General features: G+C 30.3%; 11 protein-coding genes. 6 read left to right on the top strand and 5 right to left on the bottom strand.

Features of this window, described 5'->3' with window-relative positions:
* Nucleotides 1-6 precede the first annotated feature (6 nt).
* Nucleotides 7-477, top strand: coding sequence for a hypothetical protein (locus HMPREF1552_RS03230; RefSeq protein WP_021743646.1), 471 nt, complete (start codon nt 7-9; stop codon nt 475-477).
* A gap of 22 nt (nt 478-499) precedes the next feature.
* Complete coding sequence (locus tag HMPREF1552_RS13000) at nt 500-700, top strand: transposase (protein ID WP_155827487.1); 201 nt, start codon at nt 500-502, stop codon at nt 698-700.
* Between the two features lie 292 nt (nt 701-992).
* Here HMPREF1552_RS13000 and HMPREF1552_RS03225 read toward each other — a convergent pair whose 3' ends face one another.
* The 5 genes from HMPREF1552_RS03225 to HMPREF1552_RS03205 form a co-directional block, all read right to left on the bottom strand.
* Nucleotides 993-2,828 (bottom strand): acyltransferase family protein, encoded by a 1,836-nt coding sequence (locus tag HMPREF1552_RS03225; RefSeq protein WP_021743644.1) that lies wholly within the window; start codon nt 2,826-2,828, stop codon nt 993-995.
* A 275-nt stretch (nt 2,829-3,103) separates the two neighbouring features.
* A complete protein-coding gene (locus tag HMPREF1552_RS03220; RefSeq protein ID WP_021743643.1) occupies nt 3,104-3,724 on the bottom strand; it encodes a hypothetical protein in 621 nt (206 codons plus the stop codon).
* A gap of 112 nt (nt 3,725-3,836) precedes the next feature.
* Complete coding sequence (locus HMPREF1552_RS03215) at nt 3,837-4,382, bottom strand: hypothetical protein (RefSeq protein ID WP_021743642.1); 546 nt, start codon at nt 4,380-4,382, stop codon at nt 3,837-3,839.
* 283 nt (nt 4,383-4,665) lie between these two features.
* The gene (locus tag HMPREF1552_RS03210) at nt 4,666-5,187 is read right to left on the bottom strand and encodes a hypothetical protein (protein WP_021743641.1); all 522 of its coding nucleotides are present in this window, start codon (nt 5,185-5,187) and stop codon (nt 4,666-4,668) included.
* A 293-nt stretch (nt 5,188-5,480) separates the two neighbouring features.
* Nucleotides 5,481-5,951: a hypothetical protein gene (locus tag HMPREF1552_RS03205; protein ID WP_021743640.1), complete on the bottom strand. Its 471-nt coding sequence runs from the start codon at nt 5,949-5,951 to the stop codon at nt 5,481-5,483.
* A gap of 544 nt (nt 5,952-6,495) precedes the next feature.
* Between HMPREF1552_RS03205 and HMPREF1552_RS03200 the strand changes: the two genes are divergently transcribed.
* The 4 genes from HMPREF1552_RS03200 (at nt 6,496) to lspA (ending at nt 14,005) form a co-directional block, all read left to right on the top strand.
* Complete coding sequence (locus HMPREF1552_RS03200) at nt 6,496-8,661, top strand: Tex family protein (protein WP_021743639.1); 2,166 nt, start codon at nt 6,496-6,498, stop codon at nt 8,659-8,661.
* Between the two features lie 183 nt (nt 8,662-8,844).
* Nucleotides 8,845-10,422, top strand: coding sequence for an L-lactate permease (locus tag HMPREF1552_RS03195; RefSeq protein WP_021743638.1), 1,578 nt, complete (start codon nt 8,845-8,847; stop codon nt 10,420-10,422).
* Between the two features lie 216 nt (nt 10,423-10,638).
* Nucleotides 10,639-13,431 carry an isoleucine--tRNA ligase gene (gene ileS / locus HMPREF1552_RS03190; protein WP_021743637.1) on the top strand — a complete coding sequence of 931 codons (2,793 nt, stop codon included), beginning with the start codon at nt 10,639-10,641 and terminating at the stop codon, nt 13,429-13,431.
* 73 nt (nt 13,432-13,504) lie between these two features.
* A complete protein-coding gene (lspA, locus tag HMPREF1552_RS03185; protein ID WP_255349261.1) occupies nt 13,505-14,005 on the top strand; it encodes a signal peptidase II in 501 nt (166 codons plus the stop codon).
* The last annotated feature ends 419 nt before the right edge of the window (nt 14,006-14,424 follow it).

The raw sequence follows: 14,424 nt of genomic DNA, 5'->3' as shown, positions 1-14,424 counted from the left end.
ATAGGGATGAAAAAAGAAAAAGTTGTACTTGTCTGTAACACCTATCATATATACGGAACAAGATATGATACAAACCATGTCCTGATTGAACCGGAAATTATCAACAGTATACTCCTGTCTTTCTTATGCAGATATTGTGGCAGACAAGTATCATGTCATAAAGTAGGTGAACTAGATAATAAGGGATGTGAAGATAAGATTATTCAATTTAGATATAAAATACAGGGAATACAAGAAATACTGGAAACTGATAGTAAAGAATCCAAACAGTGTATTCAGTCTTTCAAAGAAGAGAGACTCAAGAAACTTAAAAACCTTTCAGCAATATTTTCAAGAGCTTATGATCTTAGGACAAAGTTTTTCAGTATATTTGAAATAAAAGATGTTGCTATATTCAGTAATGAACTAAGAAAACTTATAGGAGAACTGAAGAAATTAGAGATAAAGGAATGCATTAAGTTGGTAGAAACATTATAAAACACAGAAAAAGAAATAAGTAATATACAAATATAATATAGACAATGGATTTATTGAGGGCGAAAATAACAAGATAAAAGTAAGAAAAAGGCTATCTTATGGGATAAAAAAATTCGACAGCCTGAAAAAATTAAGCTTAGAATCTCGTAAGGTTATCAAACTTTTTTTAGCTCCAATCTTGACAAAGAGCCATTATTTCTTTATATGTATCCATCTTTATTAACAACAGCATTTCTATATATCAAAAAATAATTTTAAATATCTTCTTATATCTAATGATATGATATATCTCTTTATCCTTCTGCTAAATTTCTTTCTGAACGGCAGTTCCTTTGCTAATTTCCTTAAAATGTTTAAGTTCCTTTCTGCATTTTTGTTCAATGTCCCTTTTCGAAATCTTACATCCTAATTTTATATTGCCTAATGTCCTTTTCCTTACAAATTCTTTCAGTTCTTTTATATATTTTGTTGCTTGCCTATTCTCTTTTGTTTTTTCAAATATCTATTGTAATAAGCTATTTATATGTATTTGTATTTGAACTCAAATTTAAAATATCTTTACTTAAAACAGAATATAATAGATTAATATATCTTTTGGCAGCATGAGGTTTTGGATGTGTTCCATCTTTGTAGAAATACTCCTGTTTACCTTTTGAATATGAATACCAGTCAATTACCTTTATATTTGGATTCTCAGTGCTGGCCTTCTTAATTTCCGCATTAACGCTGTCTTGCCATGGATCAGGCATAACTGTGTTTATAAAGTAAAGTTCATGCCCCTTCAATGTTTCCAAAACAGATTTCATATCCTTTTCGTAAATTGTACCATTTGTTCCAAGTGCAATTACAATTATTTTTCTCAATTTACCATTTTGAGCATAGTTTTTTAACATATTTGGCAATTCATAAAATTGACGTCCAACTTTTGTTTCAATAATTGCATTTGGATATTTTTTTCTTAAATCAATTTTTGTCATATCTAGCACAGAATCTCCGATAAACAATATATCTCTCTCGTCATTTGGATACTTTTTCAAAATTTCATTTTGTATTTTTGATTCTTCTTCGATACCTTTTGATGGAGCATTTATAGCATTAAGAAGTTCATCCATTGTAAGATTGCCATTTTGTGTATTTGTCGTTGGTGCTGGCGTTGTAGATTGGGCAGGTTCAGGCTCTTCTACAGTAGCTGCTGCTTGTGCTGCTTTCATTTCTTCCAAGTCTTTATTTTCATAGACTGGAGAATATATTAAAATTGCAAAAATAGAAATTAAAAGAGGATAACTTATATATTTTATACTTTTTTTCTCGAATAAAAGGTAACTTAGCTCGGAAATAGCCACTAAAACAATAATTTGCATAAAAAATTGCTGTGTATTTGAAAGTTTTGTCCATTTAAAATATTCACGTGCAAATATCATAACCGGATATTGCCATAAGTAGTATTGATATTGATGCTGTCCTAATCTTATAATAGGATTAAATATTTTAGGATATTTTGAAAGATTGAACTTTCTCAATTCAGGCTTTGAAAATAAAACAATTGTAAATCCAATTAAAATGCTTGACAAGAACATTAATCCATAATAATTGTAGGCACTTCTATAGTCTATACCGAAGCAAAAGAAAACTAGTACAATTAATCCTAGAATACCTAAAATAAATATGATTTTTTTCTCAATATCTTTTTTTATATCTCTATTTGTATAAAAACATGCTATCCCTGCTGGAATAAAGAAAGCAAAAGCTCTTGTGTCAGTTCCATAATATATTCTTGAAAAATCAGCTCCTTCTGGAGATTTTGAGGTTATATAAAATACATAAGCCATCATTAAAGCAGAAATTGTTCCCAGTCCTAAAAAAATCATACCAATTGTGTTATTTTTCAATTTAAGTTTTTTAAGACCTTGTATTAAAATAGGGAAAAATACGTACATCTGTATCAAAAAAGACAATGCCCAGATGTGTGTTAATGGCAAAATAATCCCAAAATTATCAAAATACGACATTTTTGAAAAAATTTGATAAATATTATTTAGTCCAAGTACTGAAAATAAAGCACTATATTTATATTTCATTTCAAGTCCATTGTTTACAAAATATAATGCAATAGTTGAGGCTAAAATTACAATCAGAAGACTTGGATAAACTTTTCTTAATCTTTTGTTAATTACTGTAAAGATTGAAAAATCTTTCGAAAGTAGTCCGCTTGTAACTAAATAACCACTTAATGCAAAAAATATAACAACACCGATATAAGTTCCTTTATAGGAAAACCAATGATAAACACATATAAGAACAAGCGCAATAGTTCTTAATATGTCAAGACTCTGTATTCTTTCCTTTTTCATAAAATAAAAAAATTCCTTTCTTTCAAAAATATATTTTTATAACAATTTAACTATATAATTTGTTTTTTATTTAAAATTTAAAGATTATCTAATTTTGTTAGTCCGATTTAAAAAAAATTTGAGTATATTTGAGATAAAAATTTAATAAAAAAACTACTTTAAAACAAACGGCTTAAATTACATAGAATACTATGTTTTATGATACAACTTAACTTTCTTAGTTTGAAATTAAAGTAGTTTTATGAAATTATTGTTTTTTAAATCAATTGTTTTGTTTATTTTATGTCTGTGTTTTGTGTACTTGAGGAATTATCTTTTGGAGTGTTAGTTTTATCATTTTCTCCAAGATAGTGTTTTTTAATTTCGTTAGTCAAGAAGTCTGCATAGTATCTTTGCCCTTTATCATTCAGATGAGTTCTATCTTTGTAGAAATACTGATTTTTACCTTTTGCGTAAGAATACCAGTCTATTAAATAAGCATTTGGATACTGAGCTACTTTTTCTTTAAGTTTTCTGTTTACTTCTTGTTCCCACGGATCTTTGTGAGCAGTATTCATAAAGAATACATCTTTTCCATTTGCCATTTCCATAACATAATCAAAGTCCTTGTCTGTAAATTTTCCGTTTGTTCCAAGATGGACAACTAATACAGTCTTTAACTTGTTGTCTTCAACTAATTTTGTAACAATTCCTGGAAGTGTTGAAAATTGACGTGATATTTTTGTATCAAAATACGGATTTTTAAAATTAGGACCGATGTACTGCTTGCTGCTGTTCATTATTGAATCCCCTACAAACACGATATCTTCAGGCACTTTTCCACTAAACATTTCTTTGGCAATGATAATTCCAGAGCCAAAAATTAATACTACTAAAACAAATAAAAATTTTTTCATAAATCTTTCTCCCTTTTTATTTTTTACTAAATTTTTTTAAACACATCATTATAAGACATTATATCTATTTTGTCAAATTTTTTTTAGTAAAATACATTAGGGAAAAACTAATTTAATCAGCTACAAACAGTATTTTAAATTTATTATATGGATTTATAAATACGACTTTTTTCAATTTTGTATCATAAGCATAAGCTAAATTTCCATCGTCTTTACTAGCATCTTCTACAAGAAATGTGTTATTTACTAGTTTTAGTCTTACTGTTTCTTCTTTTACAGGTACTTCTTTTCCTACTTCAGCTGATTCATCAATATATTTTGTTAAAAAATATCCTTTGTTATCTTTTTGTATTTTAAAAGAATCTGCTGTATCTGTATAACCAAATGTTTTATTCAAAAACTGTTCTTCGTGCAAATTTCCGTCTGTTGTAAATTCCTGATCCATTCCTTTTGCCATTCCTCCTGGATACTCTTCATTACTTTCATCAGGGAAATCAGCAGAATTTGAAATTTTGCTGTTATTATTTTCCTGTGATTGCTGAGGGCTGTTTGATGTATTGCTTTGAGAAACAGAGGTTTCAGTGCTTGATGTTTCGTCCTTTCCGCAAGACAGTAGACCAATGACTATTATTGCTATAAGTAGAAATATTTTTTTCATATATAATTCCTCCAAAACTAATTTTTTTAAAGTAAATTGATTTCCGTTTTATTTTGATATAATTATATAATATTTTTTTTAGGATGTCAACTATGTTTTTAATATTTTTATTAACAGTAAAATATATGATGTTGAAAATATATTTTGAATAATTCTAAAATTTATGGATAATTAACACAATAAAAAAGAGAAAACTAACTGTAATTTAGGTGTAAATTTGTTTACTAAAGTTAATTTTCTCGTTATTTTTAAAATTGAAAAATTCAAAAAAGTTAAATTGTAATTAATTAACAGGATATACTATTTTATAATTGTTGTATGGATTTATAATTACCACTTTTTTAAGTTTTGTATCGTAGGCATAGGCGTAATCATTATTATTATCGCCAAGGGCTCTAAGAAATACATTCTTTTCCAATTTTAATCTGATTCTTTCTTCTTTTACTATCGTTTTACCGTCAGGTTTATCAGAATATTTGTAGTCTTTCTGAGTGTTGAAATTGTCAGAATAGAGACCTTCAGTAACATAGTGTATTAAAAAATATCCTTTGCTGTCTTTCTGAATTTTAAAACCGTCTGATGAATCTGGATAGCCAAATCTCTTGTTCAAAAGCTTTTCTGGATGCAATTTTCCATCTGTAGTAAATTTCTGATCAAATCCTTTTGCTAATCCGCCTAAAGAGTCTTCGTCTTGTTGAATGCTTTGTGTATTATTTTCAGCAATAACACTTTCATTTGCATAAGATACAGCACTTATTGCCAACATTGCCATTAGAACACATAATTTTTTTAAATTCTTTTTCATAATAAATTCTCCTTCTTGATTTATTTTATAGTAAATAATTTTCTGTTTTATTTCAATGTAATTATATACTAAATTTTTTAAAATGTCAAGTAACTTTTTCGTTTTTTGTTAACAGTAAAATTTATACTGTTAAAATATATTTTAAATAACTTTAAAATTTATAGATAATCAAGCGAATAAAAAAGAGAAAACTAACCACAATAGACAAATAAATTTGCGAAAAGGTTAATTTTCTCCCTGTTTTTAATAAATATAAGTTATAAAGTTCTGAATAAAATCTCAAAATCAGATTTTTAATCAACTATGAACATTATTCTATAGTTGTTGGCTGGATTTATAAGCACGACCTTTTTAAGTTTTGTATCATAAGCATAAGTTAAACCATCACCATCTACTTCTGTCAGAAAAACATTTTTTACTAATTCTAGCCTAATTTTTTCCTCTTTTGTTGGTCCAGAACCATCTTTTTCTTCTGATTCATCAATGTACTGTGTTACAAAGTATCCTTTACTATCTTTTTGAATTTTGAAATTGTCTGATGTATCTGTATAATTAAATAATTTATTCAAAAATTTTTCTGCATGCAACTTTCCATCTGTAGTAAATTTTTGATCTATTCCTTTTGCTAATCCACCTGGAAATTCTTCGTCTTGCTGAATGCTTTGTGTATTATTTTCAGCCATAATACTTCCATTTGCATAAGTTACTGCTCCTATTGTTAATACTGCCATTAGCAAACATAATTTTTTTAAATTTTTCTTCATGACAAATTCTCCTTTTTATTTGTTTTCAAAATAACAATTTTTTTATACTGTTTTTTGATTAAAATAATTATATAATATAATTTACCGTAAGTCAATATATCTTTTGAGATTTTTTTAGAAAAAATAAATATTTTAGGAATTAATTTTCAAAATATGAAACCCATAGATATTGATAATTTATGGGAATAATGAGGATATAGGAGGTTAGATTGATTGTTAACAAATCAGGTATAGAACCACGAAATAAATAGCAAAAACAACGAAGTCTCCGATAATCATAAATGTAACATCTCCAATTTGTGTAAATTGAGATAGTGAACCCCAAAGTGCTGTAACATAAAAAAATACCCTAAATTAAATTAAGATATAGAGTATTTTTTTCACCATTTTTTACTAATACAGACATTAAATTTTGTCTTTATTTTAGAAAAAAATTATATCACAAATGATAAAATTATTCAACTGGTTATTTTTTATAAATTGTGCTAAAATAGATGTTGGTAAATTTAAATAAAAAAATCAAACTATAAATGGAGGAAAGACATTGGATATTGTAGCTAGTGTGGCAAAGGAACTAAATTTTAAAGTGCCGCAAGTGGAAAATACGATAAAACTTTTTGATGAAGGGGCAACTGTGCCGTTTATTGCTAGGTATCGGAAGGAAGTTACAGGAAATCTGGATGAGGAGCAGATTCGAGATGTAATTGAGAAAATTACGTATTATAGAAATTTAGAAAAGAGAAAAGAGGAAGTTATAAGGCTAATTGAGGAGCAAGGAAAGCTAACTGAGGAATTGCATAAAAGTATTGTAAATGCGATGAAACTGCAGGAAGTGGAAGATCTGTACCTACCTTATAAGAAAAAGAAAAAAACAAAGGCGGATATTGCAAAAGATCAAGGATTGGAGCCTCTTTCAGAGTTTGCATTAGCCAAAGGGACTACGATGGAGCAGCTGGAAAAAGAAGCTGAAAAATATATTACAGAAGAAGTGGCGGATGTTAAGGCTTCAATTGAAGGAGTTCACTTGATTATTGCTCAGGATATTTCGGAAAATATTAAAATTAGAGAATTTTTAAGGGATAAAATTGCAAAATTTGGGATTTTGACTTCTAAAGTTATTGAGAAAAATAAAGAAAATGATGAAAATAAGGTTTATCAGGATTATTATGAATATTCGGAGCAGATTGGGAGAAGTGCTTCAAATAGGATTCTTGCGTTAAATCGTGGAGAAAAGGAAAAAATATTGAAAGTCGACATTGATATTGACGAAAAAACAGAAGAAGTTATAACAAACTTTATTCTGAATACTTTTGAAAATAAAAATTTGACTGAATTTTTTAAGGAAGTTATAAAAGATTCGATGGACAGAATGGCTTATCCATCCATAAAGAATGAAGTGAGAAATATTTATACAGAAAAAGCAGAAGAAGAAGCAATCAATATTTTTTCTGAAAATCTCGAAAAACTGCTGTTACAACCGCCTTTATCGAAAAAAACGCTTATGGGACTGGATCCAGGATATAGAACAGGCTGCAAGATGGTAATTATTAATAAAGACGGATTTTATGAAACAAATGATGTACTTTTCCTTGTAGATGGAGTGCATAATGAAAGACAGCTTGCGACTGCAAAGAAAAAAATATTGGACTATATCGCAAAATATGACATTGATATTATTGCAATTGGAAATGGAACAGCTTCGAGGGAAACAGAGGCATTTGTTGCGGATGTGATAAAGGAGACGAAGAAAAAGGTTTCGTATCTGATTGCAAATGAGGCTGGGGCTTCAATTTATTCTGCTTCCAAAATTGCTATTGAGGAGTTTCCTGATCTGGATGTTACGGCAAGAGGAGCCATTTCTATTGCAAGAAGAATTCAGGATCCAATGGCAGAACTTGTAAAAATTGATCCAAAATCAATTGGAGTGGGAATGTATCAGCATGATGTAAATCAGAAAAAATTAAATGAAACTTTGGAGCAGACGATTGAACACGTGGTAAATAACGTAGGAGTCAATATTAATACAGCTTCGTGGGCATTATTAAGTTTTGTTTCTGGAATCAAGAAGAATGTGGCAAAAAATCTTGTGGACTATAGACACGAAAATGGTGATTTTAAGGACAGAAAACAGCTTAAAAAAGTAAAAGGGCTAGGAGATAAGGCGTTTGAGCAGATGGCAGGATTTGTGGTTGTGCCTGACAGTGAAAATCCGCTTGATAACACGATTATTCATCCAGAGTCATATCACGTTGCAGAAATCATCTTAAAGGAAGCTGGCTGTAAAGTTGAGGATTTAAAGGCTGACTTGGATGCTGTAAGGCAAAAATTGCAGAAAATAGACTTGGAAAAAATTATTAAGGAAAATGATTTTGGAAGGGAAACTGCAAAGGATGTGTATGAGGCGCTGTTAAAAGATAGACGTGATCCTCGTGATGAATTTGAAAAACCGCTTTTACGTTCGGATATTTTAAATATGGATGACTTGACAGAAGGAATGGTTCTGGAAGGGACTGTGAGAAATGTGGCAAAATTTGGGGCATTTGTTGACATAGGACTAAAAAATGATGCTTTGATTCATATTTCTGAAATAGCAGAAAAATTTGTTTCAGACGCTACAAAGGAACTTTCTGTGGGACAAATTATAAAAGTTAAAATATTGTCGCTGGATAAGGAAAGAGGAAGAGTTGGACTTACAAGAAAAGGGCTTTAAATAGAGTTTAAAAATTAGATTTAATTTGCTCAAATTTAGAATTGTTTAATTTTATTTGTTTAGTTTTGGAATAGGCTAAAATTTAATTTAGAAAAAAATTTGTACTTTTTAAAAAAATTTGATAAGATATAGTATAAAATGTTAATTATTTTAACAAAATTATAGAAAGAAGGTTTAGAAAAAATGGAATTTTTAGTAGGTTTAATACCAATAATTTTATTTTTAATTTTGTTAGCAGTTTTAAAAAAATCTGCGTTGTTTAGTACTTATGCGAGCTTGATTGTAGCGATTATTTTGAACTTTGTCATGTCAAGTTGGCGAATTCCAGTTCAAGGGATTATTGCTTCACTTTTTGAGGGATTCGCAGTGGCTTGGATGCCAATTGGATTCGTAATAATAGCGGCTATTTTTGCTTATGATTTATCAGTGAAAAATGGTAAAATTGAAATTATCAAAACGATGTTAGGAAACATTACATCAGATAGACGTGCTCAAGCTTTAATACTTGCCTGGGGATTTGGTGGATTTATAGAAGGTATTGCAGGATATGGGACAGCGGTTGCAATTCCAGCGGCAATTATGATTTCTTTAGGATTTTCTCCTATGACAGCGGCGATGATTTGCTTAATTGCAAATTCGACACCGACAGCATTTGGAACAGTGGGACTTCCAGTTACAACAATGATTTCAAACTTTGGATTAAATCCTCAACAGACAGCATTATTTACATCATTGCTATTGTTAATATTAACTTGTATTATTCCTTTTATTTTAGTAGTTTTTGCAAATAAAGAAATAGACGGTGGAAAAAATCCAGCTTTCGGAAAAGGAATTTTACCAGTAGTTATCGCATCAATTATTGGATATATGGTACAGCCATTAATAGCTATGACGACTGGAGCTGAACTTCCTACAATTATTTCAAGTTTAATAGCAATGATTTTAATGATTATAGCGACAAAAATGTTTGTTAAGGCAGAAGAAGGATTTGAAACTGTGGCAGTTTCTACTAAAGATGCAATTTTAGCTTGGCTTCCATATATTTTAATGGTAGTTTTAATCGTAGGAACAAGTCCAGTTGTTAAAGTTATAAATGAGCCTTTACATGACCATACAATTTCAACAATTGATTTTTCATTTGGGCATTGGGCAACTTGGTTTAGAGATGCCAAAAGTGCAAAAGAAGCTGGAGTTGCGTTTAAATGGATTTTGGCACCAGCCGCACCTTTATTTGCAGCAACAGTTATTGCAGGATTTATTCAAAAAGTAAAAGTGAAAGACATGGTTGAAGTACTAGGTCATACAATTTATCATAAATTAGATAAAATGTTAGTAATCATGGGAATTGTAGCACTTTCAGTAGTTATGAAGCACAGTGGAATGACAGCAAGCATTGCAGATGGTCTTAAAACATTGACTGGATCAGGATTCCCGTTCATTGCACCATTCTTAGGTACAATTGGAACATTTGTTACAGGAAGTGATTTATCATCTAACTTGTTATTTGGTGGAATTCAAGTAGGAGTAGCGAAAGGATTATCACAAAATCCAGCACTGCAATCACTGTTAATTGCAGCTAATACCGCTGGAGCTACAGGTGGTAAAATGATTTCACCACAAAATATCGCCATTGTAACATCAGTTTCTGCAGCATTAAATGGAAAAGACGGAGAACTTTTAGGAAAAACTATTAAATATTCTGTACTATATGGACTTGTTTTAGGTGTTTTGACATTTGTTGGAGCAGGAATGATACATTAGTAACTAAAAATTTGAATAAAATTTAAAAATTTAGATATAATAATTAAAGAAAAAGGAGAATACTAAAAATTTGGTATCTCCTTATTTGTATATTTAAGGATAATAACTAAGAGAAAAATAATATATAAAGCGAGTTATTTTAAAATGTATAAAATTGTGATATAATAAAAAATATAAATAAAGAGAATAATTTAAAAGAAAAATATAGGAGGAAAAATGTCGGAAAATAATAATGTGGAAGACAAGGTAGATTATGCAAAAACGCTAAATTTACCAAAGACGAGCTTTAAAATGAAAGCTAATTTGGCACAAAAAGAACCTTTAACATTAAGGGACTGGAAAAAAGCTGAAATTTATGAAAAATCATTAAACGAAGGGGCACCATTTTTTGTATTGCACGATGGACCTCCGTATGCAAATGGAGATATTCACATTGGGCATGCATTAAATAAAATATTGAAGGATATTATCTTAAAATACAAAAGATTAAGAGGATATAATGCACCATATATTCCAGGATGGGATACACATGGCCTTCCTATCGAGTGGAAAATAATGGAAGAACTTGGAGAAAAGGCAAAAAATATGACTCCACTGCAAATTAGGCAGGAATGTAAAAAATATGCTTTGAAATGGGTAGAAAAACAAAAGGAAGGATTTAAAAGGCTTGGAATTTTAGGAAACTGGGATAATCCTTATATTACTTTAATGTCTGAATATGAAGCGGAACAGTTAAAAGTATTTAAGGAAATTTACGAAAATGGTTATGTTTATAAAGGGCTAAAACCAGTTTACTGGTCGCCTACGACTGAAACAGCTTTGGCTGAAGCAGAAATTGAGTACAAGGATGTAGAATCTCATTCAATTTATGTAAAATTTGAAGGGACACAGGATTTATTGGATAAATTAGGAGTGGAAGAGGCAAGTATTCTTATCTGGACGACAACACCTTGGACATTGCCTGCAAACTTGGGAGTATTTTTACATCCTGAATTTGACTACGGATTATACAAAACAGAAAAAGGGAATTTAATTTTAGCAAAAGAACTAGCTGAAACTGTATTTAACACACTTGGAATTTCTTATGAATTATTGAAGGAATTTAAAGGAACTGAACTTGAGAAAACTCATTATAGACATCCGTTCTTGGATAGAGAAGGGCTGGTAATGCTTGGAGATTACGTTACGGCTGATGCAGGGACTGGAGCAGTACACTCGGCACCTGGACATGGGGCAGACGATTACAATTATTCACGAAAATACGAACTTGGAGTATTGTCGCCAGTTGATGACAGAGGGCATATGACAAAGGAAGCTGGAAAATACGAAGGAATGTTTTATGCAAAAGCAAGCAATGTAATTGTGCAGGACTTGACAGAAAGTGGACATTTACTGCATCACAGCAAATTTGTTCACTCGTATCCGCATGACTGGAGAAGTAAAAAACCTGTAATTTTCAGAGCGACTGAGCAATGGTTCATTAGTGTTGATGAAAGCGACATTAGGGAAAATGCTATAAAAGCACTAGATGATGTGGAATTTGTACCATCTTGGGGTAAAAATAGAATTGGTTCAATGTTAGAAACTCGTCCAGACTGGACTATTTCAAGACAAAGAGTATGGGGTGTACCAATACCATTGTTCTACAACAGAGCGACTGATGAAGTTATCTATGAGCCAGAAATTATGGACAGAGTAATTGAAATGGTAAAAAAAGAAGGAACTGATATTTGGTGGAAATATGAAGCCAAAGAAATTATCGGGGATGAACTTTTAGAAAAATATAACTTGAAAGATGTGGATATTAGAAAAGAAAGAAGTATAATGGACGTCTGGTTTGATTCAGGAGTTTCGCATAGAAGTGTGTTAGTGCCAAGAAACTTGCCAAGACCAGCAGACTTGTACCTTGAAGGAAGTGACCAGCATAGAGGGTGGTTCCAATCTTCATTGTTGACATCGATTGCAAGTACAAAAGATGCTCCTTACAAAAGAATCCTAACTCACGGATTCACAATGGATGGACAAGGAAGAAAAATGTCTAAATCACTTGGAAACACAATACTTCCAAAAGATATTACAGAAAAATACGGAGCAGATATTTTAAGATTGTGGGTATCTTCAGTAGATTATAGAGAAGATGTAAGAATTTCGGAAAATATTTTACAGCAAATGTCTGACGCTTATAGAAGAATCAGAAATACAGCAAGATTCTTAATGGGTAACTTAAATGATTTTGATTATGCAAATGATAAAGTTGACTATAAGGATATGTTTGAAATTGACAAGTGGGCAATGCACAAACTGGAAGAATTGAAGGCTAAAACAACAGAATTTTACGATAAATACGAATTTTACAGTCTATTCCAGGAAATTACATACTTCTGCTCAATGGAAATGTCTTCATTCTATCTAGACATAGTAAAAGACAGACTTTACTGCGAAGGGACAACTTCAATTGAAAGAAGAAGCACACAGACTGTATTGACAGAAGTTCTGAAAGTGCTAGTAAGAATAATTGCCCCAGTATTGTCGTTTACGGCTGATGAAATTTGGGAAAGAATTCCAGAAACGCTAAAAGAAGAAGAAAGTGTACATTTATCAAAATGGATTGAAGCAAGACCTGAATACTTAAATAAAGAATTAGCACAAAAATGGGATAAAATCGCACGTCTAAGAAGAGAAGTAAACAAAAAGCTGGAAGCAGAAAGACAAAATGGATTAATAGGGCATTCTCTTGATGCAAGAGTCCTTTTAAACATTGCCAATGATGAATATTCATTTATAAAGGATTACACAGAAAATGAAGTTTCTGACTTGTTTATCGTATCTCAAGTTAAATTTGTAAGTGATAATTTAGCAGAAAGCGAAATCGAAGGAATTAACATCGCTGTGGAAAAAGCATCTGGAGAAAAATGTGAAAGATGCTGGAAATACGATGAGGAAGTTGGACACAATCACAATCATCCAGATGTATGTCCAAGATGTGCAAGCGTTCTGGAAAAAATGTAACATAAAATTTATTTTGTAAAATAGGACTAAATACAGCTAAATAAAAATAACTTATTTAGTTCGTTTTTTACAAATATGTGTTAATAAAAAATGTGAGGAGAAAAGAATGCCTTATATAATTATTATTTTGGTTTTAGCTGCATTAGATCAGATTACAAAGCAGTTAATGTTCAATGTGTCAGGTGGAGTACAAGGTTTTTCTATACCAATAATAGATAAATTCTTTCACTTGACTTATGTTGAAAATCACGGCGGAGTTTTCGGTCTATTGCAAGGAAAAATCAATTTATTTACAATAGCAAGTGCAGTTCTAATTATATACGTAATCGCTGTAGAGTACAAAAACTTTAAGAATTACAGCAAATGGACAAAAATAGGAGTAGCAGTAATTGCCGCTGGAGCCACAGGAAATATGATTGACAGAATTCTTCGTGGATATGTAATTGACATGATAGATTTTCGAGGAATCTGGGCTTTTGTATTTAATGTGGCGGATATGTATGTGCATATTGGGATTTATATTATTGTAATTGATTATTTGGTGAGAAAATATTTGAAAAATAGTAAAAAGTAGTTACGAATATCTAAATTAAACTTTATTGATTAATAATACTTTTTTATGTAATTTATATGTTTTTTCTTTTTTATAAAGCAAAGGGGAACAGTCGCCATCCCCTTTGCAAACCCGGCTTGTCTAAGCATTTTTTTGAAATGAAATTGAAACTCGCTTTTTAATAAAAATTATTATCAACTCTTAAATTGATTATGATTTAAAAGTTTTGAAAAAGCTCGGACAGTCAATTTCATTCCAAAAAAATCACGACAGTTTTAGTTTAGTTACACAAGATAATTTAATTAAATATGAATTAAGCAAAATTTCGTTAAGGAAAAAATAACTGTCTGAGATTTTGAAATATGTTTTGAATTATATACAGTTATTTGAATTAAAATAACCTTGGTTCAAAATCGAGTTTTATTTTTTCTTTATAAGAA

The organism is Leptotrichia sp. oral taxon 879 str. F0557 (assembly GCF_000469385.1).
Taxonomy (GTDB): domain Bacteria; phylum Fusobacteriota; class Fusobacteriia; order Fusobacteriales; family Leptotrichiaceae; genus Leptotrichia; species Leptotrichia mesophila.
Note: the sequence above shows the minus strand (reverse complement) of the source record. Positions and strands in the feature narration are given on the sequence as shown.